Source organism: Limnochorda sp. LNt (assembly GCF_035593265.1).
In the GTDB taxonomy this organism is placed as follows: domain Bacteria; phylum Bacillota; class Limnochordia; order Limnochordales; family Geochordaceae; genus Geochorda; species Geochorda subterranea.
On sequence record NZ_CP141614.1, the window covers coordinates 2,259,547 to 2,283,507 of the forward strand.

Annotated in this window: 23 protein-coding genes; all 23 read right to left on the reverse strand. The window is 73.7% G+C overall.

Translation table 11 applies throughout. From position 1 onward, the window contains the following. Nucleotides 1-23: 23 nt before the first annotated feature. Nucleotides 24-1,037, reverse strand: coding sequence for a type I glyceraldehyde-3-phosphate dehydrogenase (gene gap, locus VLY81_RS10740; protein WP_324668162.1), 1,014 nt, complete (start codon nucleotides 1,035-1,037; stop codon nucleotides 24-26). Nucleotides 1,038-1,076: 39 nt separating this feature from the next. Continuing rightward, nucleotides 1,077-2,147: a sugar-binding transcriptional regulator gene (locus tag VLY81_RS10745; RefSeq protein WP_324668163.1), complete on the reverse strand. Its 1,071-nt coding sequence runs from the start codon at nucleotides 2,145-2,147 to the stop codon at nucleotides 1,077-1,079. A 231-nt stretch (nucleotides 2,148-2,378) separates the two neighbouring features. After that, nucleotides 2,379-3,629: a gluconeogenesis factor YvcK family protein gene (locus VLY81_RS10750; RefSeq protein ID WP_324668164.1), complete on the reverse strand. Its 1,251-nt coding sequence runs from the start codon at nucleotides 3,627-3,629 to the stop codon at nucleotides 2,379-2,381. A gap of 157 nt (nucleotides 3,630-3,786) precedes the next feature. Then, a complete protein-coding gene (gene rapZ / locus VLY81_RS10755; protein WP_324668165.1) occupies nucleotides 3,787-4,761 on the reverse strand; it encodes an RNase adapter RapZ in 975 nt (324 codons plus the stop codon). A gap of 741 nt (nucleotides 4,762-5,502) precedes the next feature. Beyond that, nucleotides 5,503-6,096, reverse strand: coding sequence for an amidohydrolase family protein (locus VLY81_RS14800; RefSeq protein WP_405001255.1), 594 nt, complete (start codon nucleotides 6,094-6,096; stop codon nucleotides 5,503-5,505). Between the two features lie 24 nt (nucleotides 6,097-6,120). Continuing rightward, nucleotides 6,121-7,098 (reverse strand): FG-GAP repeat domain-containing protein, encoded by a 978-nt coding sequence (locus tag VLY81_RS10765; protein WP_324668167.1) that lies wholly within the window; start codon nucleotides 7,096-7,098, stop codon nucleotides 6,121-6,123. Between the two features lie 80 nt (nucleotides 7,099-7,178). Next, complete coding sequence (locus VLY81_RS10770; protein ID WP_324668168.1) at nucleotides 7,179-7,778, reverse strand: phosphohexomutase domain-containing protein; 600 nt, start codon at nucleotides 7,776-7,778, stop codon at nucleotides 7,179-7,181. Next, nucleotides 7,714-9,642: a nucleotidyltransferase family protein gene (locus tag VLY81_RS10775; protein WP_324668169.1), complete on the reverse strand. Its 1,929-nt coding sequence runs from the start codon at nucleotides 9,640-9,642 to the stop codon at nucleotides 7,714-7,716. Before VLY81_RS10775 ends, VLY81_RS10770 begins: the two co-directional genes overlap by 65 nt. Before the next feature lie 176 nt (nucleotides 9,643-9,818). Further along, nucleotides 9,819-10,484 (reverse strand): fructose-6-phosphate aldolase, encoded by a 666-nt coding sequence (fsa, locus tag VLY81_RS10780; protein WP_324668170.1) that lies wholly within the window; start codon nucleotides 10,482-10,484, stop codon nucleotides 9,819-9,821. 6 nt (nucleotides 10,485-10,490) lie between these two features. After that, nucleotides 10,491-11,516 (reverse strand): tRNA (adenosine(37)-N6)-threonylcarbamoyltransferase complex transferase subunit TsaD, encoded by a 1,026-nt coding sequence (tsaD, locus tag VLY81_RS10785; protein WP_324668171.1) that lies wholly within the window; start codon nucleotides 11,514-11,516, stop codon nucleotides 10,491-10,493. Beyond that, nucleotides 11,513-12,007 (reverse strand): ribosomal protein S18-alanine N-acetyltransferase, encoded by a 495-nt coding sequence (rimI, locus tag VLY81_RS10790; RefSeq protein WP_324668172.1) that lies wholly within the window; start codon nucleotides 12,005-12,007, stop codon nucleotides 11,513-11,515. The genes tsaD and rimI overlap by 4 nt, the downstream gene beginning before the upstream one ends. Next, nucleotides 11,980-12,711, reverse strand: coding sequence for a tRNA (adenosine(37)-N6)-threonylcarbamoyltransferase complex dimerization subunit type 1 TsaB (gene tsaB / locus VLY81_RS10795; protein ID WP_324668173.1), 732 nt, complete (start codon nucleotides 12,709-12,711; stop codon nucleotides 11,980-11,982). The genes rimI and tsaB overlap by 28 nt, the downstream gene beginning before the upstream one ends. Continuing rightward, nucleotides 12,708-13,232, reverse strand: a complete 525-nt coding sequence (gene tsaE / locus VLY81_RS10800) for a tRNA (adenosine(37)-N6)-threonylcarbamoyltransferase complex ATPase subunit type 1 TsaE (RefSeq protein ID WP_324668174.1) — start codon at nucleotides 13,230-13,232, stop codon at nucleotides 12,708-12,710. Before tsaE ends, tsaB begins: the two co-directional genes overlap by 4 nt. Before the next feature lie 4 nt (nucleotides 13,233-13,236). Further along, nucleotides 13,237-14,034, reverse strand: a complete 798-nt coding sequence (locus VLY81_RS10805) for a gamma-glutamyl-gamma-aminobutyrate hydrolase family protein (RefSeq protein ID WP_324668175.1) — start codon at nucleotides 14,032-14,034, stop codon at nucleotides 13,237-13,239. 79 nt (nucleotides 14,035-14,113) lie between these two features. Beyond that, a complete protein-coding gene (locus tag VLY81_RS10810; RefSeq protein WP_324668176.1) occupies nucleotides 14,114-15,124 on the reverse strand; it encodes a 5-oxoprolinase subunit C family protein in 1,011 nt (336 codons plus the stop codon). An 11-nt stretch (nucleotides 15,125-15,135) separates the two neighbouring features. Next, on the reverse strand, nucleotides 15,136-15,891 hold the full coding sequence (gene pxpB, locus VLY81_RS10815; RefSeq protein WP_324668177.1) for a 5-oxoprolinase subunit PxpB: 756 nt from the start codon (nucleotides 15,889-15,891) through the stop codon (nucleotides 15,136-15,138). Nucleotides 15,892-15,935: 44 nt separating this feature from the next. Continuing rightward, nucleotides 15,936-16,304, reverse strand: a complete 369-nt coding sequence (locus VLY81_RS10820) for an ROK family protein (RefSeq protein ID WP_324668178.1) — start codon at nucleotides 16,302-16,304, stop codon at nucleotides 15,936-15,938. After that, the gene (locus VLY81_RS10825; protein WP_324668179.1) at nucleotides 16,304-16,972 is read right to left on the reverse strand and encodes an ROK family protein; all 669 of its coding nucleotides are present in this window, start codon (nucleotides 16,970-16,972) and stop codon (nucleotides 16,304-16,306) included. The genes VLY81_RS10820 and VLY81_RS10825 overlap by 1 nt, the downstream gene beginning before the upstream one ends. 22 nt (nucleotides 16,973-16,994) lie before the next feature. Continuing rightward, nucleotides 16,995-18,125 carry a bifunctional phosphoglucose/phosphomannose isomerase gene (locus tag VLY81_RS10830; protein ID WP_324668180.1) on the reverse strand — a complete coding sequence of 377 codons (1,131 nt, stop codon included), beginning with the start codon at nucleotides 18,123-18,125 and terminating at the stop codon, nucleotides 16,995-16,997. A gap of 167 nt (nucleotides 18,126-18,292) precedes the next feature. Then, nucleotides 18,293-19,402, reverse strand: coding sequence for an ABC transporter ATP-binding protein (locus VLY81_RS10835; RefSeq protein WP_324668181.1), 1,110 nt, complete (start codon nucleotides 19,400-19,402; stop codon nucleotides 18,293-18,295). A 201-nt stretch (nucleotides 19,403-19,603) separates the two neighbouring features. Continuing rightward, nucleotides 19,604-21,217 carry a hypothetical protein gene (locus tag VLY81_RS10840; RefSeq protein ID WP_324668183.1) on the reverse strand — a complete coding sequence of 538 codons (1,614 nt, stop codon included), beginning with the start codon at nucleotides 21,215-21,217 and terminating at the stop codon, nucleotides 19,604-19,606. Between the two features lie 491 nt (nucleotides 21,218-21,708). Next, complete coding sequence (locus VLY81_RS10845; RefSeq protein ID WP_324668184.1) at nucleotides 21,709-23,022, reverse strand: hypothetical protein; 1,314 nt, start codon at nucleotides 23,020-23,022, stop codon at nucleotides 21,709-21,711. 584 nt (nucleotides 23,023-23,606) lie between these two features. Then, nucleotides 23,607-23,957, reverse strand: a complete 351-nt coding sequence (locus VLY81_RS10850) for a phage holin family protein (RefSeq protein WP_324668186.1) — start codon at nucleotides 23,955-23,957, stop codon at nucleotides 23,607-23,609. Nucleotides 23,958-23,961: the final 4 nt, after the last annotated feature.

Consider the following 23,961-nt stretch of genomic DNA (forward strand, 5'->3'; position numbering starts at 1 on the left):
CCCTTACGCGGCGACGGGCGCCTTCACAGGCGCCCGTCCTTCTTGGCCATGTACTTGACCAGGTCCACGCACCGCACCGAGTAGGCCCACTCGTTGTCGTACCAGGCCACCACCTTGACGAAGGTGCCGTCGATGACCATGGTCAGCTCGCCATCGACGATGGCCGAATGGGAGTCGCCGATGAGGTCGCTGGAGACCAGCGGCTCCTCGCTGTAGCGCAGGATGCCCTCGAGCGGCCCCGCCGCGGCCTCCGCGAGGGCCCGGTTGACCTCCTCCACGCTGGTGGCCTTGTCGACCACCGCCACCAGGTCCAGGATGGAGACGTCGGGCGTCGGCACCCGCAGCGCGTAGCCATCCAGCTTGCCCTTGAGGTGCGGCAGCACCAGCCCCACCGCCTGCGCGGCACCCGTCGTGGTGGGGATGATGTTGAGAGAGGCGGCGCGGGCCCGGCGCAGATCCTTGTGGGGCAGGTCCAGCACCCGCTGGTCGTTGGTGAAGCTGTGCACCGTCGTCATGGTGCCCCGCACGATGCCGAAGCGCTCGTCGAGCACCTTGGCCACCGGCGCCAGGCAGTTGGTGGTGCACGAGGCGTTGGAGACCAGGTGGTGCTGGGCGGGGTCGTAACGCTCGTGGTTGACCCCCAGCACGATGGTGATGTCCTCGCCCTTGGCGGGGGCCGTGATGATCACCTTGCGGGCGCCGGCCTTCAGGTGAGCCGAGGCCTTCTCCCGATCCCGAAAGAGCCCCGTCGACTCCAGCACGTACTCGACGCCCAGATCCTTCCACGGCAGCTCGGCCGGGTTCTTGACGGCCAGCACCTTGATGCGGCGGCCGTCGATGACGATGCTGTCACCGTCGACCCGCACCTCGCCCTTGAAGGTGCCGTGCACCGAGTCGTGCTTGAAGAGGTGGGCCAGGGTCGGGGCGTCGGTGATGTCGTTGACCGCCACGATCTCCAGCTGCGGGTCGTGGATGGCGGCGCGCACGATCTGCCGCCCGATCCGCCCGAAGCCGTTGACCCCCACGCGAATCGCCATGCCAACCGCTCCTTCCATGGTCTGGTCTGCCGGCGGCCCCTAGCGGGACGCGCTGGTGGCCGCCGCCATCTCCTCCGATCGGGGGCCCTCCGTCAGCTCCAGCACCCGCCAGGCCAGGCCCTCGTCGGTGATGAGCACGTCCTGGTACCCCGTCGAGATGACGGCCAGGGCCGCCTCGGCCTTGCTCCGGCCGCCACCGACCACCACCACCTGGCCGCAGTGGGCCAGGTCCTCCACCCTCAAGCCGAAGCTGGCGGTCTGGTAGACCGGCTGGCCCTGCCGGTTGAAGTAGTAGCCGAAGGCCTCGCCCACCGCCCCCCGCTCCCGCAACCGGGCCGTCTCGGCCGGCCCCAGCCGGCGCCGCCGGGCCATCTCCTCGGCCGTGCCGACGCCGTGCAGGACGATGTCGGCCCGCCGGATGAGATCCAGGATCTCCCGCACCTGCGGCTGGGAGGCGACCGTCTCCACCGCCTCCTCGGGCAGATCGTCGGGGACGTGCAGCAGCCGGTAGTTTGCCCGCAGGCGCCGGGCGATCTCGGCGGCGATGGTGTTGGCCTGCAGCTCCACGTCCTCGCCCAATCCGCCCCGCCCCGGCACCACCGTGATGCCCAGCGGCACGCTCTCCTCGGGAAGGCTCAGCGCCACCTCGGCCAGGGTGCTGCCGCCCGTCACCGCCAGCACCTGCCCCTCCCGCAGCACCTCCTTGAGGAAACGGGCCGTGGCCCGGGCGATCTCCTTCTTGGAGGTATCATCGACGTCAGCGTCACCCGGCACCACGATGACCCGCTGCAGCCCCAGCCGGCGGGCCAGGCGCTGCTCGACGTCGGCCAGGCCTCGGAGCTCTCGCACCAGATCCTTGAGATCGTTGAGCAAGCGCTGCCCGGCCTCGCTCACCCGCATCCCGTCGGCGGCCAGATCCAGGAAGCCCTGATGGCGCAGGAAGTCGACCTCGTTGCGTACCATGCGCTCGGGCCAGTGGAGCCGGGCCGCGAGCCCCCGCCGACCGACCGGCTGCAAAAACGCCACGTTGCGCAAGACGATGTAACGGCGCTCGATGACCTCCGACAGCTCCGGCGCGACCTTGAGGATGACCGAAAGTGGTTGTCCCATCCCCTCCGAGCCTTCCCCGTATAGCGTACGCCGGCCCTCGCGGCCGCGGCAGGGACGTTTGCCGCCAAGAGGGACTGGAAATGTCCCGAAATCGGCACGCGAAACGGCCGCCGCCGGCCGGACCCGCCCCGCGCGCACGGCCGTCTCCCCCCGGCGCCATCCTGCCTGGGCTGTACGCCGCATACCCGCCCAATTCCTGCCTGCGGGCCCCAGGGGGGCATGGACGGCGGCTCAGAGCGCCACGGCGACGCGCCGCCGGCTGGCGGGACGGCGGGGGTGCTGGGCCCTGGCCAGCACCTCGTCGACGGTCAGGTGACTGCCCGGCGGCGCCAGATCCCGCCCCAAGGCCGCCAGGGCGGCCACGGCCTCGGCCAGCCGCACCGAGTCGTGACGCACCACGTGGGTGTGGGAGACCAGGGGCCCGCTCACCACCACCAGCCCCATGCCGGTGAGGCGCTCCACGTCGGCCTCGACGGGGCGCGCGCCCTCGGCCATGTAGCGGCGCAGCAGCCCCTCGGGCACCTGTGCCGTGTTGACCAGCACGCAGTCGACGAGGCCCGGGCCACCGCCGTGGTCCAGCAGGGCCCGCACGTGATCGGAGGCCCGGTAGTCGTCGGTCTCCCCCGGCTGGGTCATGACGTTGCAGACGTAGACCCGCAGGGCCGGCGTGGCGCGCACGGTGGCCGCCAGGTCGCGCACCAGCAGGTTGGGGATGACGCTGGTGTAGAGGCTGCCGGGGCCCAGCACCACGATGTCGGCCTCCAGGATGGCCTGCAGCGCCTCGGGCACCGCCGGCACGTCGGGCGGCACCAGCGCGATGCGCCGGATGGGCTTGCGCTGGCGGGGGATGGCGCTCTCCCCCGTCACCGTGCTGCCGTCGGCCAACTCCGCCCGGAGCTGCACCGACGCCAGCGTCGAGGGCAGCACCTGCCCCCGCACGGCCAGCACCCGGCTGAACTGGCGGATGGCCTCCTGGAAGTCGCCGGTGATCTCCGACATGGCGGCGATGAAGAGGTTGCCGAAGGTGTGCCCCGACAGCCCCTCGCCCCGGGTGAAGCGGTACTGGAAGAGGCGTTCCAAGAGCGGCTCCGTGTCGGCCATGGCCACCAGCGTGTTGCGGACGTCGCCCGGCGGCAGGATGCCCATCTCCTCGCGCAGCCGCCCCGAGCTGCCGCCGTCGTCGGCTACGGTCACCACGGCGGTCAGGTGGTCGCTGTGGAACTTCATGCCCCGCAGCAGCGTCGACAGGCCCGTGCCGCCGCCCACCGCCACGGTGCGGGGTCCTCGCTCGCGGATGCGCCGCTCCCGCAGGACGTCGAGCAGCGGCCGGGTCGGATGCGGCGCCAGGGTGCCCGCCACCGTGACCACCGTGCGGCGCACGGCGACCGCCGCCATCCCCGCGCCGACCGCCACCGCCGCCAGGGCCCAGTCGGCGCGTCCTGCGGCCCAGGCGCGTCCCGAGCGCGCCCACCAGCACGGCACCCACGGCCAGCAGCCCCCACCGCTCGAGGCCGGTGCCCGGCAAGAGGTCGCGCAGCGCCTCGGTCAGGCGCCGCCCGGCGCTGGCCACCGCCGTCCGCCGCCCGGGCCGCACCGACGGCCCCGGGCCCCGGTGGCGGGGACGCCGCGGGCGGGGCGTTCACGACGTCTCCTCCCGACCGGACGGGGCGTCCGGGCCCGACGCAGGCGGCTCGTCCGGCTCGGGCGTGGGGCGACGCCCCACGTCGCGGTGCTCGGCCACCGCATCGTACCCCAGCCGCCGCAGGTGGGCAGCCAGTTCGTTGGCCACTGCCACGCTGCGGTGCTGCCCGCCCGTGCAACCGATGCCTATCAGCAAGTGCTGCTTGCCCTCGTCGACGAAGTGCGGCAGCAGGAAGTCCACCAGCCCGTAGAGGCGCTCCATGAAGGCCTGTGCCAGCGGCCACTGGAAGACGTACTCCGCCACGGCCGGATCGTTGCCTGTCAGCGGCTGGAGGGCCGGCACGTAGTGGGGGTTGGGCAGGAAGCGCACGTCGAAGATCAGGTCCGCGTCGATGGGGATGCCCCGGGCGTACCCGAAGGAGACCACCGTCACCGACAGCCCTCGCGTGGGGCTCAGCTGGCGAGCCTGGCGCGCCACCTGCTCGCGCAGCTGCCGCGGGGAGAGGGTGGTCGTGTCGACGATGAAGTGCGCCCGCCCCCGCAACGGCTCCAGCAGCTGGCGCTCGGCCCGGATCCCCTCGAGCACGCTCCCCTCGGGCGCCAGCGGGTGGCGCCGCCGCGTCTCCTTGAAGCGGCGCACCAGGGCCTCGTCGGAGGCCTCCAGGAAGAGGATGCGGTAGCGCACCCCCTGCTCCTCCAGCTCGTGGAGGGCCCGGAAGAGATCGTGGAAGAACTGCCCGCCCCGGGCATCGCTGACCAGGGCGGCCTTGTCGATGCGGCCCGACTGCTGGCAGAGGCTGGCGAACGTGGGAATGAGGGCCGGCGGCAAGTTGTCCACGCAGAAGAAGCCCAGGTCCTCCAGGGCGCGCATCGCCTCGGTCTTGCCCGCCCCCGACAGGCCCGTCACGATGACGAAGATGGGCCGCGGGCCCTCGGGCCGCTCGGAGCTCCGCTCCGGCGTCGTCGAACCCATGCGCCCCTCCCCCCGCCGCCGGCCCGACCGGCCCGGCAGCGGCTCTATCTTACCACCGCCGCACCCGTCGCGGCTGACGGCTCGCCCGCTCAGCGGCGGTAGACCACCCGCCCCGCCACCACCGTGGCCCGCACCTCCAGGCCGCCGGCGTCGAGCACCACCGCGTCGCCCCAGGCGCCTGGCCGCAGGGTGCCGGCCCGACCGGCCAGCCCCACCGAGTCGGCGGGACCCGGCTGGCCATCGCCACCGCGTCGGCCAGGGGGGCCCCCACCTCCTGGACCATGCGCCGCACCAGCTCGCCCAGCCCCTGGATGCTGCCGGCCAGCGTGCCGTCCAGCATGCGGCAGGCCCCGCCGCGCACCTCGACGTCGTACTCGCCCAGCCGAAAGCGCCCCTCGCCCAGGCCCATCGGGGCCAGGGCGTCGGTCACCAGGGCGATGCCGCGGGCGCCCCGGGCCCGGTAGGCCACCCGCAGCGCCGCCGGGTGGATGTGCACCCCGTCGGCGATGAGCTGGGCCACGAGCCGCTCGTCGGAGAGGGCAGCGCCGGCCAGCCCCGGCGTGCGGTGGTGGAAGGGCGGCATGCCGTTGAAGAGGTGGGTCACCTGGGAAGCTCCCGCTCGAATGGCCGCCTCCAGCCGCTCGCCGTCCACGGCCGAGTGGCCCACCGCGACCGCCACGCCGTGCGAGACGAGCCACCCGATGGCCTCCAGGGCCCCCTCCCGCTCGGGGGCGATGGTCATCAACCGCAGCAGGACCTCGCCGTCGAGCCGGGAGGCCTCCAGCAGCGCCTGCAGCTCCCGGACGTCGGGATCCCGCATGTAGTCGGGGTTTTGGGCGCCTTTGCGCTCGGGGTTGAGGTACGGCCCCTCCAGGTGGATGCCCGCGATGCGGGCGCCCCAGCCGCCGTCGTCCGGGCCGGGGCCTGGCCCCGCCACCAGGCGCGCTGCCGGCGCGCCGCCTCGACCACGGCCCGCTCCGCCTCCAGCAGCGGCTCCAGGGCCGCCGTCACCGTGGTGCACAGGAGCGACGTGGTGCCCGCTCGGGCGTGGGCCCTCGACATGGCGCGCAGGCCGTCGGGCGAGGCGTCCATGGTGTCGACCCCGCCGCCCCCGTGGACGTGGACGTCGACCAAGCCCGGCACGATGTACCCGCCGCCCGCGTCCAGCCGGGGCAGCTGCGCGGCGCGCCCGGGGAGCCGGCGGCGAGGGCCGCTGTACGTGACGGTCCCTCCCTCGATGAGGACGGCCCCGTCCTCCACCGGCGGCTCGAAGGGCTCCACCAGCGTGCCGCCCTCGATCACCATCGCGTCGCCCGACAATGGCCTCGCCTCCATACCGCCGTCGCCTCCCGCTCGCCCTCAGGGTCGCCAGCGCAGCACGTGCAGGATGTTGGGGTACTCCGCCACGACGGCCTCGGTGCGGCCGTCGCCGTCCAGATCGCCCACGGCCGAGGCCACCAGCCCCCAGCTCAGCGTCAGGACGTCGCCCACCCGGGAGAAGGCGCGCCCGTCCCACCGGTACAGCGCCACCCGCCCCCGGTCGTCGGCCGTCATGATCAGGTCGAAGTCGGGGCTCACCTCGACGACCCGCCCCGCCCCCAGCCCGAAGACGGGGGCATCCCGCAGGCGGGCCGAGCCCGCGGCGATGAAGGCGTCGCGCTCCCAGCGCCAGATCTCGATCTGCCCCGGGTCGTTGCCCTGGCCCACCTCCAGCACCAGCTCGCTTTGCCCGTCGCCCAGCACGTCGCCCGCGGTCATGGCCCGCACCGACCCGATGGCGAAGGGCCCGGCCACGGGCTCCAGGGAGCGGCCGTCCCAGTGCCAGATGTGGAGGAGGTAGTGCCAGCGGGGCTCGGTGCGGACGTGGGCGATGGCGACAGCGGCGGGCTCACCGGGCAGGTGCACGGCCGCCACCTGCTCCACCCGTTCGGAGTACTGCCCCTCCCAGGCGCGCGACAGCCGGTCGCGCTCCCAGCGCCAGACCACCAGCCGGCTGTTGGTGGCGACCAGGATCTCGGGCCCGTCCTGGCGGGTGAAGGGACCCACCGCCAGCGCCACGTGGCTCATCGGCTCGACGAAGGGAGGGCTTTGGCTCAGGGTGCGAAGCGGCGAGCCCGAGGAGCCGGACCAGCCCATGACGTAGAGCCGGTCCTGCTGGCGCTCGTAGTCACGGCCGACCAGGATCAGTTCCGCCCGACCGTCGCCGTCCAGATCCGCGATGGCCATCTCCAGCACCGACGGAGCCGGGGCGGGCTGCGTCGCGACCCTGACCCAGCCCTGGGCCAGGGCCGGCGGTGCGCCGGAGACCAGGGCCGCCACCGCGGCCACCCACAGCATCGCCTCCAGCGCCAACGCGCCGAGTCGCCGAGGTCTGGCTGCGCGGCGCCGACGCTCGCCTCGAATCGTGTCGCATCGCCTCATGCCCCGCCATTTCGCCCGGGGTCGGGGCCGTCCCTGCTGTCCGGGGCGCGCACCGCCTGGCGCAGGTAGGTGGCGTAGCGGGCCAGCAGGTCCCGGGCGTCGTCGAGGGTCGCGGCCTCGACCTGCAGGCGCAGCAGGGGCCGGTCCGGATCGGGCCGCACCAGGGCCCACCCGGTCTCGTGGCGCACCTTGACCCCGTCGCCGGGCGACTCGGCCAGGCCCCCGGCCCGCTGGGCCAGCTCGCGCATGGCCTGGCCCACCCGTTCCCAGGCCACCGGCACCGTCAGCTGCAGGCGCGCCGGGACCTCCCACGCTCGCTCCAGCGCCTCGAGGCCTCCGGGCGCGGCAGCCGCCGCGGCCGCCAGGCAGGCCAGCTCCACCCCGTCGACGGCCGGCCCCGTGCCATCCCCCCACTCGATGCTGTGCCCCTCCCGGCGCGCCAGCCGCTCGGCCAGGTCGCTGGCGTCGACGCCCAGCCTGACCGCTCCGTCCTCGCCCGCGCCCACGGCCGCCAGGCCGTGCAGCACCGCCTCAGGGACCGGGCGTCCCGTGGCGTCCCAGGCCCGGACCTGCTCGCCGGTCCGGTCGAGGCGCACCCACACGACGGGAGCGGGCCCCAGCTCCGGCGGCTGCGCCGAGCGCGCCCGCACCACCTCGAAGCCGCACCGCGCCAGCGCCTCTTCGAGCAGGCGGGAGGCCGGCGAGGCCTCCTCGGCCACCACCCCGACCCGGCAGGCCGTCGCCCTCACCCCGCCCGCGGACGCCCGCTGTGGCCTCGCCGCCAGCCGCCGGGCCATCCGGAGCACCCGGGCCGCCAGGGCCTCGAGATCGCCTCGCGGGCGCCTCGCCGCAGCTCCTCATCAGGGCGATGGCGCCGAACGCCTCTCGCCCACCCGCCGCCACTCGTCGCGGCGAACGGCCCCGTCGATGCCCCGGGCCGTCGCGGCCCTCGCGTCCACGCCCCGCTCGTCCAGAGCCGCAGGCGCACGCCGCCGTCGGGCTCGTCGGCGTGCACGTAGACGGCCCCGGCGATGCGGGGGTGCCGCCTGCGTGGCGGCAGGCCGCCGCACCTCCGCCGCCGCAGCCTCGTCGAGCCAGCGCACCGGCGTCCCGCCGACGCCGCGCCGCTGGCCGCGGCCAGCGCCAGGCCCGCGCCGCCGCGCCTCCGGCGTGGCCCACCACCAGCCACTCTCCGGGCGGCAGCGACGAGGCGTAGGCGCCTGCCACGGCGGCCGCCAGCTCGGGGGAGAGCTCCGTGCCGGCCTCGCCCCGCACCCCTCTCGGCCCCACCACCGCCCGCGACAGGGTGCCGGCCCAGACCAGGGGGCGGCGCAGGTACTGGTGGGCGTCGACCACCTTGTCGGGCCAGATGCGCACGTCGGGCGCCACCACCGCCGCCTCGCCCACCCGGGCCCGTCGCCCCACCACGGCCCCCTCGTAGAGCCGGGCGCCCCGGCCCACGGTCACCGACTCGGCCAGCACGACCCCCCGCAGCTCCGCCGCCGGCCCGACCCGGCAGGCGCTCCACAGCACGCTGTGGCGGATGGTGGCGCCCCGCCCCACCCAGCAGCCGGGCCCCAGCACGGCGAAGGGCCCCACCTCGGCGCCGTCGTCGATCTCGCATCCGGGCCCCACGTGGCAGGGCGGCTCCAGTCGGGCCGTCGGGGCCACCCGGGCCCCCTCGCCCACCCAGACCCCGGGGCGGCGCCAGCGCCCCGGCCCCCGCTCCGCCTCGGGCAGGCGCACCCGGCCCGCCAGGGCGTCGAGGTGGGCGTGGCGGTACTGCTCCGGCGTGCCGATGTCGGACCAGTAGGCGTCGACCACGCAGCCGAAGAGCGGCTGCCCCTCCCGCAGGAGCAGGGGGAAGAGATCCTTGCTGAAGTCGAAGGGCCGCCCCTCGGGCACCCGTTCCAGAGCCTCGGGCTCCAGGACGTAGATGCCCGTGTTGGCCTGGTCCGAGAAGACCTGCCCCCGTCCCGGCTTCTCCAGGAAACGTCTGACGCGCCCGTCCTCGCCGGTGATGACGATGCCGTACTCCGACGGATCCTCCACCCGGCGCAGCACCAGCGTGCAGGCGGCCCCCCGCTGGCGGTGGAAGTCCAGCACCGCCGCCAGGTCGACGTCGGTCAGGGCATCGCCGCTGATGACCACGACGGGGCCCTCCGTCAGCGCCCGGGCCCGTGCCACGCTGCCCGCCGTGCCCAAGGGCTCGTCCTCCACCAGGTGCTGCAGGCGCACCCCCCACGCCGACCCGTCGCCGAAGTGCTCCATCACCTGCTCGGGCATCAGGTGAAGGGTCGTGATGGCCTCGCGGATGCCGGCGTCGGCCAGCAGCCGCACGATGTGGCCCATGATGGGGACGCCCAGCACCGGCACCATGGGCTTGGGCCGGTCGCACGTGAGAGGACGCAGGCGGCTGCCCTGGCCGCCCGCCATGACGATGGCCTTGACCGTCTGCACGCTTCGCCCTCCGCAGACCCTGCCGGGTGGTGGGAGCCGCCCAAAAAGCCGGCCGCTCTGCTCGTGGCCCGGCAGAGCGGCTCGTCGTGGCGGCCAGGCCTTAGTCTACGGAGGCGGAGTGGGGGAACATGCGCCGGCGCCGCCCGGCCCGGCGAGGCGACGCCGGCGGGGTGCTCTCAGGCGTTGCCCGGCATGGCCGATGGCGGCACCTTGGCCCAGTCGGCCAGGAAGCGCTCCAGCCCCCGGTCGGTGAGGGGATGCAGCACCATGGCCTTGAGCACCGCGAACGGCACCGTCGCGACGTGGGCGCCGGCCCGGGCGGCCTCCAGGACGTGCACCGGGTGCCGGATGCTGGCGGCGATGACCTGGGTCTCGATGCCGTGCTGGTCGAAGATCTCGACGGTGTCCTGGACCACCTCGAGCCCCGTGTGGCCGATGTCATCCAGCCGCCCCACGAAGGGGCTGACGTAGCTGGCGCCGGCCCGGGCGGCCAGCAGGGCCTGCAGCGGCGTGAAGATGAGGGTGACGTTGGTGCGGATCCCCTCCCGGGAGACCCGGCTGACGGCCTTGAGCCCCTCGACGGTGATGGGGATCTTGACCACGATGTTGGGCGCCACCCGGGAGAGCTCCCGGGCCTCCTTGACCATGGTCTCGGCGTCCTGGCCCACCACCTCGGCGCTGACCGGGCCCTTGACGATCTCGCAGATCTCCTCCAGGATCCGCACGAAGGGCCGGCCCTCCTTGGCCACCAGCGTCGGGTTGGTGGTCACCCCGGCCAGGATGCCCCAGCTCGCGGCCTCCTTGATCTCGGCCACGCTGGCGGTGTCGAGGTACAACTGCACGGCGCATCAACCTCCCCGACCGATCTGGGCCGACGGGTCCACGGCCATCTCCAGCGGCGACGGGCCCTGCTCCAGGAGTCGCCAGTGCCCGGCGGCCGCGATCATCGCCCCGTTGTCGGTGCAGAGCGCCGGCTCCGGCAGCACGGCCTCGAGCCCGTGCCGGCGGGCCCGCTCGGCGACGGCCTCCCGCAACCCCTGGTTGGCCGCCACCCCCCCCGTCACGGCCACGGCCCGCGCACCCGTGCGCTCCGCCGCCTCGAAGAGCCTTTCGACCAGGACCTCCACGATCGCCTGCTGGAGTTCGGCGGCGGCGTCCTCCACCGGCAGCCCCGCCCGCACGGCGGGCAGCAGGTGCTGCAGGGCCGCCGTCTTGAGCCCGCTGAAGCTGAAGTCGAGCGTGTCGCTGCCCCGCAACGCCCGCGGCAGCGTCACCCTGCCGGGCCGCCCCCGGCGGGCGAGCCGGTCGACCGCCGGCCCGGCCGGGTAGCCCAGGTCCAGGAGCCGCCCCACCTTGTCGAAGGCCTCGCCGGCCGCGTCGTCGCGGGTGCCTCCCAGGTGCCGCAGCCGCCCGGGCCGCTCGGCGCGGAAGAGCTCGGTGTGGCCCCCCGACGCCACCAGCACCACGACGGGCCCCTGCAGGTCGGGTCGGGCCAGCCACGCCGAGGCGACGTGCCCCTCCAGGTGATCGACGCCGACGAAGGGCAGCTCCAGGGCCAGCGCCAGGGCCTTGCCCGCCATGAAGCCCACCAGCAGGCTTCCCACCAGGCCGGGCCCGTAGGTGGCGGCGACGCCCTCCAGCTGCTCCCGCCTCACCCCCGCCTCGTCGAGGGCCTGCTGGATGACGGGCAGGATGGCCAGCAGGTGCTGGCGCGAGGCGATCTCGGGCACCACCCCGCCGAAGCGCCGGTGCAGCGCCACCTGCGAGGCGACCACGCTCGACAGGATCTCCCGGCCGCCCCGCACCACCGCGGCGGCCGTGTCGTCACAGCTGGTGTCGATGCCCAGCAGCGGCCCGCCCCGGTAGGCCCTCACCGCTGGCCGGCCTCCCGCTCCTGCTCCAGGTCCCGCCACATGATGATGGCGTCCTCGTTGTTGTCGCGGTAGTAGCCGCGCCGGATGCCGGCGCTGCGGAAGCCCAGCGATTCGTAGAGGCGCTGGGCCCGGACGTTGGACTTGCGCACCTCGAGCGTGAGCCGGCGCATGCCCTTGCGGCGCGCCAGCTCGGTGATGGCCTCCATCAGGCGCCGGCCCACGCCGCGGCTGCGGTAGTCGGGGTGCACCGCGACGTTGGTGATGTGCCCCTCGTCGGCCACCAGCCAGATGCCCACGTACCCCACGGCCCGACCGTCGGCCCGGGCGACCAGGTAGTGGGCGCGGTCGTTGTCGAGCAGCTCCGACAGGAAAGCCGCCCTGGACCAGGGCGTGCTGAACGAGAGCCGCTCGATCACCATGATGTCGTTGAGGTCCCGGACCCGCATGGGGTCGATGACGACGGTCAGGGGCTCCTCGGCGGCTGCTGCCATCGGCGTTCGGCCTCCGTCGCCTTCAAGTACCGGGCGCCCAGCGTCAGCGGGTCGTCCCGGCGTCCCTCCGAGAGCGACCACCCCCCCAGCCGGCCCACGGCCACCGGCCGCGCCAGCTGGCACGCCTCGGGGACCCAAATGTACTCCAACTCGGACAGCCTCGCCAGGGTCTGGGCGTACCGATGGCAGCCGTCACCCACCGCCGCCGCCACCGTCACGCCCCGGTCGCGGGCGTGGCGCCGGGCCGCTTCGGCCAGCTCCTCCACGGGCATGGCGCGGGCCGGCTCCAGCGCCGCCACGGGCGGTTCGGCCGCCCGGCGTAGACGCCGCCGAAGACCTCGCCCGCCGGGCGTCGATGGCCGCCACCACCAGGGCGCCGCCCAGCCGGCGGCCAGCGCCATGGCCATCAGCGTGTCGACCCCCACCAGGGGGAGCTCCCACGCCCACGCCAGCGCCTTGGCCACCGCCAGGCCGATGCGCAGCCCCGTGTAGGAGCCGGGCCCGGCCGCCACCGCCACGCCGTCCAGGTCGGCGCCCCGCCATCCCGCCTCGGCCAGCCCCCGCCGGATCACCTCGACGATGGCCTCGCCCCGCCCGCCCCCGCCCGGGTGGGCCGAGCTCAGCCACCAGCCGGCCTCGCCGCCCAGGGCGACGCCCAGCGTGCGGGTGGCCGTGTCGATGGCCAGGATCCGACCGCCGCTCACGCGCCCTCCACCGGCCTCCAGCCGTGCCGCCCGGCCAGCTCCTCGAGCAGCCGGGCCGGCCGCTCGCCCAGCCCCTGCAGGGTCAGGATGCGCCCCTCGGGCCAGCCGGCGAAGTCGAGCCTCGCCACCAGCCGCTCCGGCGGCAGCGACGCCTCGATGGGCTCCGGCCACTCCACCGCCACGACGCCCCCGGCCTCCAGGTACCAGTCGAGCCCCAGCTGCTCCATCAGCATCCGCGCCTGCTCGTCGTCGAGACGCCCCACCAGGCGGTAGGCATCGACGTGATAGAGGGCCAGCCGTCCCCCCCGCACCTCCCGCACGTAGACGAAGGTGGGGCTCACCACCGCCCCCTCGGGGGCGCCCAGGCCCCTGGCCAGCCCCCGCACCAGGGTGGTCTTGCCGGCGCCCAGCGGTCCGTAGAGGGCCACCACGTCGCCGGCGGCCAGCCGCTCGGCCAGGGCCTCGCCCACCCGCATGGTCGCCTCGGGACCGTCAGCGACGAGCCGCCACGCCGCACCCATGCCCTCACCCGCGTGCTGCCGGGGCCGTCGCGGCCCGGACCGTCTCGGCCGGCGCCGCGCGGCGGACCCTCGCCCCTCGGGCGGCCTTGACGAAGGCCGTGAAGAGCAGGCGCTGGACGGGGTAGCGCTCCACCATGCACTCGGGGTGCCACTGGACCCCCACGGCGAAGGCGTGGGCCCGGCTCTCCACCGCCTCCACCACGGCGTCCTTGGACTTGGCCGCCACCCGAAACGGCGGGGCCACCGTCCGCACCGCCTGGTGGTGGAAGCTGTTGACCCGCACGCTCTCGACCTGCAGGATGCGCCCCACCAGGCTCTCGGGCTCGAGGCGCACCTCGTGGATGGGATACCACCGCGGCGCCGACTGGCGGTGCTGGAGGGGGTGGGGCACCTGCGCCCCGATGTCCTGGTAGAGGCTGCCCCCCGCGGCCACGTTGAGCACCTGCATGCCCCGGCAGATGCCGAGGATCGGCAGGTCCAGCTCCAGGGCCCGGCGGGCCAGCGCGAGCTCCAGCGCGTCCCGCTCCGGGTCGACGGAGCCCAGGTGCGGCGAGGGATCCTCGCCGAAGCGGGCGGGGTCCACGTCGCCCCCGCCGGCCAGCAGCAGGCCGTCGAGGGCCTCCAGGTAGCTCTCCGCCAGGCGGGTGTCCTCCACCAGGGGGATGAGGACCGGCGCGCCGCCAGCCATCTCCACCGCGCTGGCGTAGGCCCGGGGCAGCACCAGCCGCGCCGCCCCCTCCCGGTCCCTCTCCTGCCCCGATACGATGCCGATGAGCGGCCGTTGGCCCTCGGCCGGCTCCATGGCCCTGATCGCCTCCCTCAGTCGACACGGGCCCTGATGCCCGTGGCCCCCGCCTCCTCGCATCGGCAGCCGCCCGACCTCACTCCACCCGGTAGACCCCCGCGGCCGTCACCACCACCCACGGCCGGCCGGGGGGCCGCGCCTCCAGGTGGGCGCGCACCGCCTCCAGGCGCCGCTGGCGCTCGGCCAGCGCCCGCCGGGCCTCGGCCTCGCCCACCTCCAGAAACCTGACCCACTGCCCCGGGCGCAGCTGGCCCATCACGTCCAGGTCGGCCGTGATGACGGTGGCGATCTTAGGGTAGCCGCCGGTGGTCGGCCGCTCGGCCAGCAGCACCAGGGGCTGCCCGTCGCCTGTCACCTGCACGCTGCCGGGAGCCGTGGCCTCGGAGACGATGTCGTAGCCGCCCCGGGCGCGGATGGGCGGCCCCTCGAGCCGCACCCCCATCCGGTCGGCCCGGGCGCTGACCCGGAAGCGTCCGAAGAAGAAGTCCCGCAAACCTCGCCGGGAGAAGGCGTCCGCCTGGGGACCGGCCATGACGCGGATGGGGCCCGAGCGGCGGTGGGGCCGCAGGCGCTCGGGCACGGACCGCCCGGCCCAGCGCGCGACGTCTCCTCGGTGCGGCCCACCGGAGCCGGTCGCCCCGGCCAGCGGGCGCCCGTCCAGCCCGCCGACGCCCGCCCGCACGTGGGTGCTGCGGCTGCCCAGCACGGGCGGCACGTCGATGCCCCCCGCCACCGCCAGGTAGGCCCGCACCCCGCGACGCACCGCTCCCACGCTGACGACGGCGCCGTCCCGCGCCAGCACCGCCTCCCACGTCGGCAGCGGCCAGCCCGTCTCGCCGGCGTACCAGTCGGCCTCCACCGCGGCCAGGGCCATCACCGTGTCGCCCACCACCCGCAGCACGGGGCCGTCCAGGGTGATCTCCAGCGCCGCCGCCTCGGGCGGGTTGCCCACCAGCATGTTGGCGCAGGCCAGCATGAAGCCGTCCACGGCACCCGCCGGGGCCAGCCCCTGGGCCAGGTAGCCGGGGCGGCCCGCGTCCTGGACGGTGGTCGACAGCCCTCCGTGCAGCACCTCGAGCCAGGGCATCCCGACTCTCCTCACGCCGCCGGCATCGTCGCTCGCGGCTCGCCGGCCGCCTCCTGCCAGCCGGGCGGCGCCTGCTCGGGCGAGGCGGCCACGAAGCGTACCCGGTCTCCCGGCCTCAGCGTGGCCGGGCGCCTGCGCCCCGCATCCCACAGTGTCACCCAGGTGCGCCCGATGACGTGCCAGCCGCCCGGCGCGCCGCCGAGGCCGTAGATCCCCGTCTGGCTGCCGCCGATGGCCACGGAGCCGGCCGGCACCTCCAGCCGGGGGGAGGCCCGCCGTGGCACCGCCAGGGCGGGGTCGAGCCCGCCCAGGTAGACGAAGCCGGGCAGGAAGCCCAGCATGTAGACCACGTAGCGCCCGGCCGCGTGGCGGCGCACCACCTCGTCGGGCGAAAGGCCCACCCGCTCCGCCACGGCCTCCAGGTCGGGCCCGTAGGACCCGCCGTAGATGACCGGGATGGTCACCTGCCGACCCCGCCGCCGGGGCCCCCGGCCGTCGACGGCCTCACGCAGGCGCCGCTCGAGGGCGGCCCGGATGCGAGCCCCGTCGGTGACCCGGGGATCCCACGTCACCAGCACCGACCGGTAGGCGGGCACCGCCTCGATCATCCCCGGCAGCGGCCGCTCCACCAGCGTCCGCCACAGTGCCATCACGCGCCGGTGGACGGCCGGGTCGACGCCGTCGCCCAGCTCCACCAGCACCGCCGCGTCGCCCGCCGGCCGGATCCGCACCGGGCCCCCCGCCAGGTCGAGCTCCTGGACCAGCACCGGCGTCGCGTCCCGCCCCCTGCCCGGCGTCTCGCCCGCGGGCCTCAGCCCGAAAGGGCGGCCGCCTGGCGCAGGCGCCCCGCCTTCTCCAGGGCCACCGCGGCGGCCCCCACGATGCCCACGTCGGAGCCGAGCCGCGACAGCTCCAGGCGCGTCCCCTCGGCCGGGCCCGAGACCGCCCGCTGGCGCACGTAGCGGCGCAGCGGCTCCATCATCATGTCGCCCAGCCGGGAGACCCCGCCCCCGATGACGATAACGTCGGGGTCGAAGAGGTTCATCAGGTTGACCATGCCGGCGCCCAGGTAGAGCCAGGTGCGATCCAGCACCTCCCGTGCCAGCTCGTCGCCCGCCCGGGCGGCCTCGCCCACCAGGCGGGCGTCCACCTCGCCCAGCCGGCCCTGCGCCCGCCGCATCAGCGGCGCCCCGGCCGGGCGTCGGACTCCCCGGGCACGTCGCCCTCGCGCCAGCCGGCTGCCTGCAGCGCCTCCACCGCTCGCCTGGCGATGGCCGTGCCCGAGGCCATGGCCTCCAGGCAGCCCCGTCGCCCGCACCCGCACAGCGGCCCGTCCTCCACCACGGCCACCGTGTGGCCGATCTCCCCGGCGGCCCAGTGGGCGCCGCCGTAGATGCGGCCGTCGATGACGATGCCGCCCCCGATGCCGGTGCTGACGGTGACGTAGATGAGATGGCGCGTGCCCTGGCCCGCCCCTGCCCACCACTCGCCCAGGGCGGCGGCGTTGGCGTCGTTCTCCAGGTAGACGGGCACGCCCGTCGCCTCCCGGATGGGCTCGACCACGTCCACCTCCCGCCAGCGCAGGTTGGGCGCCTCCACCACGACCCCCCGCAGGGGATCTAGCGGCCCCGGGCAGGCCACCGCCACCGCCTCCAGCGCGGCCAGGTCGAGCCCCCTGCGCCCGCAGACCTCCTCCAGCGATCCGATCATGCGGGCGATGACGGCCGCCGGCCCCTCCTCCGGCCGGGTGGGGTGGACCGCCCGCTCCAGCACCCGGCCCGTCTCGTCCACCAGGCCCGTGGCGATCTTGGTGCCCCCCAGGTCGATGCCTGCCACGAGTCGTGCCACGTCGTCGCCTCCAACGCTCGTGCTAGCGCATGGTGGCCAGCTCGGCCTTGAGCCGGTCGATGAACCGCACCGGCGTCGGATCCACGCCCTTGGCGATGGCCAGGTAGTAGCTGACGTAGTCGCCGATGTGGAGCAGCGCCATGGCACGGGCCAGCTGTCCCTCGCCCGTGCCCTCGTATTCGGCCAGGCCGGCGACGGCCCCCTCCACGATGCGGCGGGTCGCCTCTAGACGTCGCTGCATGCGGGGCGACTCGTCGCCCGTGCGCAACAGGATCAGGCGGATCTGGCGCGCCACCGCCGGCGGGGGCGCCTCCCAGCCCACCACCTCGTTGTGGTCGAGCTCCGGCAGGCTGGTCCAGTAGGCGGGATGCTTGCTGTTCTCGTTGATCTGGCACTTCCACCGGTAGGCGATGGCGGCCCCGATACCCGCGCTGCCGTAGACGACCGGCAGCCGGTCCACCAGCTCCACGGCCTCCTGCTTGGCCGGGTTGTCGCGCAGGGGGCGGCGCATGCCCATGCGCTCCCGCACCTCGCCCAGGGCCCGCACGGTCTGCTCCACCAGGGCCGGCACGTCGTCGGCCAGGCCGGCGGCCTCCAAGATCCCCAGCGCCGCGAAGAGCGAGTAGCCGAGTGCCGCCCTGGGCGGCAGCCCCGAGGGGATCTTGGCCACGGGCCAGCCCCGCTGGGCGGCCAAATCGCCCAGCTGCCCGCCGCTGGTCAGGGCCACGACCCGGGCGCCTGCCCGGGCGGCCTCCTCCTGGGCGGCCAGGGTCTCCTCCGTGTTGCCGGAGTAGCTGGACGCGATGAAGAGGGTCCGCTCGTCGACGTAGGCCGGCACGCGGTAGTCCCGCACCACCTCGACGGGCACCGTCAGCCGCTCGGCGGTGGCTCCCTTGAGCAGGTCGCCTCCGATGGCCGACCCGCCCATGCCGGCGACCACCACCGCCCGAAAGCCCCCGGCCGGCCGCTCCGGGACGGCCCGCCGCCCCGCCTCGTAGCCCGCCGGGGCCTGGTCGGCCAGCCCCTCGATGAGCCGCAGCATGCCGTAGGGGTCGAGTCGAGCGACCGCCGCCGGGTCGTCCAGCCGCTGCCGGGCGGCCTCCAGCCCTGCCGCGCTGGCGCCCGGCTCGCCTGCGCCTCTGCCCAAAGACACCTGGCGCACCTCCCTGCACGACGGCGATCATATCACGCCGGGCGGCGCCCCGGCCAGGCGCGGGGCGCCCGGGGGCTTCAGAGCGAGGTGGCCGCCCTGGCCGGGCGGCCACCCTGCGTGCGACGTTGGACGGCCCCTTCCGCCTACCCGCGGCGCGGCGGGCCTCCTCAGTCGATGCGCCGCTCCGTCTCCTTGTCGAAGAGGTGCACCCGGCCCATGTTGAGGGTGAGCCGGTGCGGTTCGCCGTCCCTGGCGGAGGTGTGCGGATCGACCCGGGCCACGAACGAGTGCGGCCCCACGGTGGCGTACAGGTACGACTCGGAGCCCATGGGCTCCACCACGTCGATGTTGGCCACCACGGTCATGCTTTCGTCGGGGTTGGCCATCAGCTCGGTGTCGTCGATGTCCTCGGGCCGGATGCCGAAGATGACGGGCTTGTCGATGTACTCCCCGATGCGCCGGTACTCGGTCGCCTTCTTGGCCGGGATGGGCAGGCGCATGGGCTGGGCGTCGACGTAGTACTGGCCGTCGTCGCGGCGCAGGACGCCCTCCATGAAGTTCATGGCGGGGCTGCCGATGAAGCCGGCCACGAAGACGTTGACGGGCTTCTCGTAGACCTCCAGCGGCGCGCCCACCTGCTGGATGAAGCCGTCCTTCATGACGACGATCCGGTCGCCCATGGTCATGGCCTCGGTCTGGTCGTGCGTCACGTAGATGACCGTGGCCTCCAGGCGCCGGTGCAGCTTGGAGAGCTCGGCCCGCATCTGCACGCGCAGCTTGGCGTCGAGGTTGGAGAGCGGCTCGTCCATGAGGAAGACCTTGGGCTCCCGCACGATGGCCCGGCCCACGGCTACCCGCTGGCGCTGGCCGCCCGACAGCTCCTTGGGCTTGCGGCTCAGGAGGTTTTCGATGCCCAGCATGCGGGCCGCCTCCTTGACCCGCCGGTCGATCTCGGCCCGGGGGAACTTGCGCAGCTTGAGCCCGAAGGCCATGTTGTCGTAGACGTTCATGTGCGGGTAGAGGGCGTAGTTCTGGAAGACCATCGCGATGTCCCGGTCCTTGGGGGGCACGTCGTTGACCAGGGTCTCGCCGATGTAGATGTTGCCCTCGCTGATCTCCTCCAGGCCCGCCACCATGCGCAGCGTGGTCGACTTGCCGCAGCCCGACGGGCCGACCAGCACGACGAACTCCTTGTCCTGGATCTCCAGGTTGGCGCGGTTGACGGCGACGACGTTGCCGAACCGCTTGGTCACGTTTTCGAGAGTGACGCTCGCCATGGGCCCCGATGCCTCCTCGTGCTTGCCTACGCGGCGCGATGCTCGTAGGGGGACGGTTCGCTCGCCTGTCGCGGCTCTCCTGCCTGGGCAGGTGTGTATACATGATCCACACTTGCTGGCACCGAGTCTCCCGCCTGAAGAGACAAAGGAGCCGGGAAAGGCTCCCGGCTCCTCGTCGCTCAGTTCGCCCCGACTCCGAACTCAGAAGGAGATCTTCGTCGCCAGCGAGATGGTCGTGGACTCCGCCGAGGTCGGATTGCTTCCGAACACCGGCAACGAGTACGCGGTCCGACCGACCTTCGCCGTGACGCTCGCGCTGTCGCTCACCTTGTAGCTCGCCGCGAGGCTCAGCTCCAGGGAGGTCACGTTGCCGTCAACGCCGTCGCCGTACTTGTCGTCGGTGTTCTTGAAGTAGTCGTTGGCTTCGTCGTACTGCTGCAGTACGACCGAGATGTCACCGTACGAGTGGTACGCGAAGGCGGGCGTGACGGTCAGCCGGTCGCTGAGCTTGTACTCGACGCCGCCGCCGATCTTGAAGTGGGACTTCGCCCAGTAGCGGTAGCGGTCGATGTCATCCTTGTAGACGCCAGCTGTCGCCGTCTCTTCGAACTTGCTCGTATTGCCGCCCCACGTGACGCTCCCGGGATCGAAGTAGTACGGAACGTCCCCGATTGTGATCTCGGTGAGTTCGACGATGGACGCGCCCTCAGCGAAGGCCCCGATGTCGCCGTCCTTGTCGGACTCGGTCACGAAGTCCAGGTTCAAAGTAGCCACGTCGGGCAGGAGCGCGAACTTCACCGAGCCAGTGATGGACGTCAGGGGATTCGGCGTGGCCGTTCCTGCGCCAACTTCGATGTTGCGGTTTTGGCGGGTGGTGACGCCCAGGCTGGCCTCAATGGGATCGCCCGCGTACTTGACCGTCGCACCCATCGACCCCTGCCGCACAACGCCGCTGGAGGTCAGAGTCTCCCGGCTAAAGCTACCGGTAATGGTGAACGGAGCGAGGGAGTAAGTCGCGCTGGCGCTCAGGAGGGTCCGATCCTTGCTGCCATACGCGAATCCTGCCGGGAAGTTAGCCTGGGCCGTCGCGTAGCTCACGCTGCTCTTCAGGCCCTCGATGGGCGTCAGCTCGGCCTTGGCGCCGAAGGCCAAGCGATCATCCTCAGCCTCGGTGGTCGCGCCGACAGCACCGGAGACCTTGGCCAACCCAAGGTCGACCGTTGCATAGCCGGCCAGGCGGAAGTTAGTCTTGCCCGCGGTGGAGCTCGGGATCACCGGCCGCACGTACGCGCCCACGGTGACCGGGGCCAGGTCGACACTCGCTCCGGCCGTCACGCCGTTCACGCTGTCAGCTTGCACCAACAGATTCGTGCCTGCCACGGCAGACTCGAGTCGGACCTGGCTAGCATCCGCCCCGTCGAAGACCACCGGATCGTTGATCACGATCAGGCTCAACGGATCGGACACGCGGCTGAGCTGGAACGTGTTGCCAACGTCCTTGGCGACGCTGACCTTCAGGCTTGAGGTGGCGAGCGACGCCTTCCCATACGGTGTCAGCTCGTTCTCAACCACCAGCGTCGCGTCCAGGGACCAAGCGTCGCCCTGGGAAGCCTCCGCCTTGAGTCCGAATTTCGGGCTGAAGTCGAGCCCGGGCCCATTGTCGGGTTTGTCGAAGTTGGTGGTATCGACGGTCGAGCTGGTCGACAGCTCAAACGACCCGCCGATGCTTGCGGTTACCTCCGCGGCCTCCTCTGCGGCGACAGGCACCGCCGCCGCCAGCAACGCTACCAGCACCAGCGTGAGAGTGCGTCGCATTCTGCTCCTCCCCTGTATCGGAATATGGGAACACACACCAGCTAGACGCTTCGCGACAAGACCTAGCGGCGAATCCGCGGATGCCTGCGAAGCCGAGCCCGGAGAAGTCTCCCTGTTTCCTTCCCCGCAGAACCCCGCCTCATGGGCATCGGGGTCCGCCGCGTCGTTACGATCCTTTTCCCTTTCCGCCACCTCCCCTGCGGCCTGGTTTGTCCCCTCGAAATCGTGGGCCCACGGCGTCGTGCCGTTTACGCCCCCGGATTTCGATGGCTGATGGGAAATTCCTTCTCCTGGGTGCGTGCTCAGGGGTGGGAAGAGGAGGAGCCGGGCGCCATCGCGCGAACGAGCCCCGGGACCACCTCCCGGGGCTCGCCACCTGCCCGCCGGGGGCGGGCGCCGGCCCGCGTCACGACCCCCCTGGGTGGGAGCGGGCAGGTGAGAGCGGGTGGGGGCCGCCTGGGCGGCACCCACCTCGCAACGGACCGGGCCCGTCAGAAGGAGGCCTTGAGGCCCGCCTCCACCTTGGCCCCGTCCACCGAGTCGTGCTCGACCGACACCGAGAGCCCGCTGGGGGCCGTGTAGCGCACGCCGGCGCCCCAGGTCAGCTGGCCGTCGGTCTCGCGGGTCAGCCGACCGCTCAGCCCGATGCCGGGCAGCTGCGGCACGACGTCGACGGTGGCCTCGGCGCTCAGCTCGTGCTCAACGGCGTCGGTGCCGTAGAGGGTGGCCTTGTAGGTCGGGACCACCATCAGCCCGGGCCGGGCCACGGGGTAGGCCACCGAGAGGCTGCTCTCGATGGGCGCCCGCTGCAGCAGATCCCACTGGGTCGAGCCGCTCAGCTGCGCGCCGCGCAGGTGGGTGGCAGCCGCCAGGGCGATCTCACGGTGCTGGGTCGGGGCGGCGATGGGCCGGCCGTCCTCGTCGACCCACTTGTCGTAGAGGTCGACGCCGGCGGCCAGGTTGACGCCGCGCTGGACGGTGTTGACGGCCACGGTCACGCCGTGCTCGCCGCGGTTGTCGGCCAGCCAGCCGTACTCGTTGCCGTCCTCGTCAAACGCCCGGTAGACCGGCATGAAGGTGTTCCACACCTTGCGGTAGCCGGCGGCCACCGTCAGGTCCGGCTGCAGCTGGACCTGGGCGTCGATGCGGCTCAGCTGGGGCACGTCGGAGCCGCTGGTCTCGGAGCGGGCGTAGATGCCGCTCACCGTGACGCCGGGCACGGGCATGGCCGCGGCCGCCAGCTCCAGGTCGTAGCGCCCGTTGACGTTGAGGGCCGTGGCGGCCAGGCCCGCCTGCGGCAGGGCCGCGCGCAGCTGGGCGCCCACGACGGTGTTGTCGCGGCTCACGGCCACGTCACGGCCGGCGAAGGCCGACAGCCCCACCGGGCCGTAGCCGATCCCGGAGATGGAGAGGCCCTCCTCGGCGAACTGGCCGATGTAGGGCGAGTAGGCCACGTCGAGGCTCCCGATGCGGGCCGTGGCGGGCGCGCCGCCGCGCCAGAGCTGCCCCGTCGCCTCGATGAAGGCCCGGGTGATGTTGACGGAGGCCACCGAGTCGGTCAGGCCCGGGTACCAGACGGGCGAGGCCGTCACCTCGGCCCGCAGGCGCCGCTCAGCGGTGCCCGTCTGGGCGCCGATGGTGAGCTCGGTGGAGGTCGAGAGCCCCCGCGGGCCCTCGTCGGTGGCCTGCTGCCGCCAGGTGAAGCCCCCCTCCAGCGAGCCCGACAGCTCGAAGCCAGCCGCCAGCGCCGGCCCCGACAGGGCCGCCACCAGCAGCGCTGACAAGACGACTGCCAGCTTCTTCATCTCGTCACGTATCCCCCTCGACGGAGTGCGTCCGTTGTCCTCTCACGACGCCACGTTGACTACCCGACAGGGCGACGATGCTTGCTGCGTCGGCGATGCGTCGCCGGCCCTCCGGGAGGGGGAGGCCCTCGGTGAGTCTCCTCGTTTCCTCGCCGTCGCCTCGCCCGTCCCCACCGGCTGCATCACGGCTGCGTCTGCTGCTCCCACACGCCCGGGGCCCTGCGGCCCCCCTGCCGCTGCCGGCTCGGCCGGCAGGCCCCACCGACCACGCGCTCCCCTCCTCTCGGGGCCCGGCGGCGGGCGTGAAGCGATGGAGGGCCGTCCGTGGTCGCTCCAAAGGTCGTCCGCGTCTGGATGGGGGATGTGAAGGTCGGGCCGTCCGGTGGCCTGGGGTCGTCCTTGCCGCCGGAGAGGTTAGGGAGGGGAGGTTAGTCCTCCTGCCGGAGCGGTCCCGCTAACTGCTGGGCACCCCGCCAGGGGGCGGAAGAGGTGGCCGATGTGCCCATGAATGAGAAAGGGCCCGCCTCGAGGCAGGCCCTGGAAGCGCTAGCGCGTCTAACCATGACGGACGGGGCCGCCCCGCCTCAAGCCCCCGCGTCCTGCACCAGCCACCCGATGGCGCCGCTGACCAGGCTGAGCAGGATGCTGCCCCACAGGGCCGCCCAGAAGCCGTGCACCTCGAAGCCCGGCACCAGCCCCGCCGTCAGCCACAGCATCAGGGCGTTGACCACCAGGGTGAAGAGTCCCAGCGTCAGCACGTTGAGCGGCAACGTCAGCAGCAGGAAGACCGGCCGCACGAAGGCGTTGACCAGACCGAACATGGCGGCGGCCAGCAGCGCCGCGAAGACGCCACCCAGCCGGATGCCCCCCAGCAGTCCGCCCACCACCAGCAGCGCCACCGCATTGATGAGCCAGCGACCCGCCCAACCCCGCATCGGA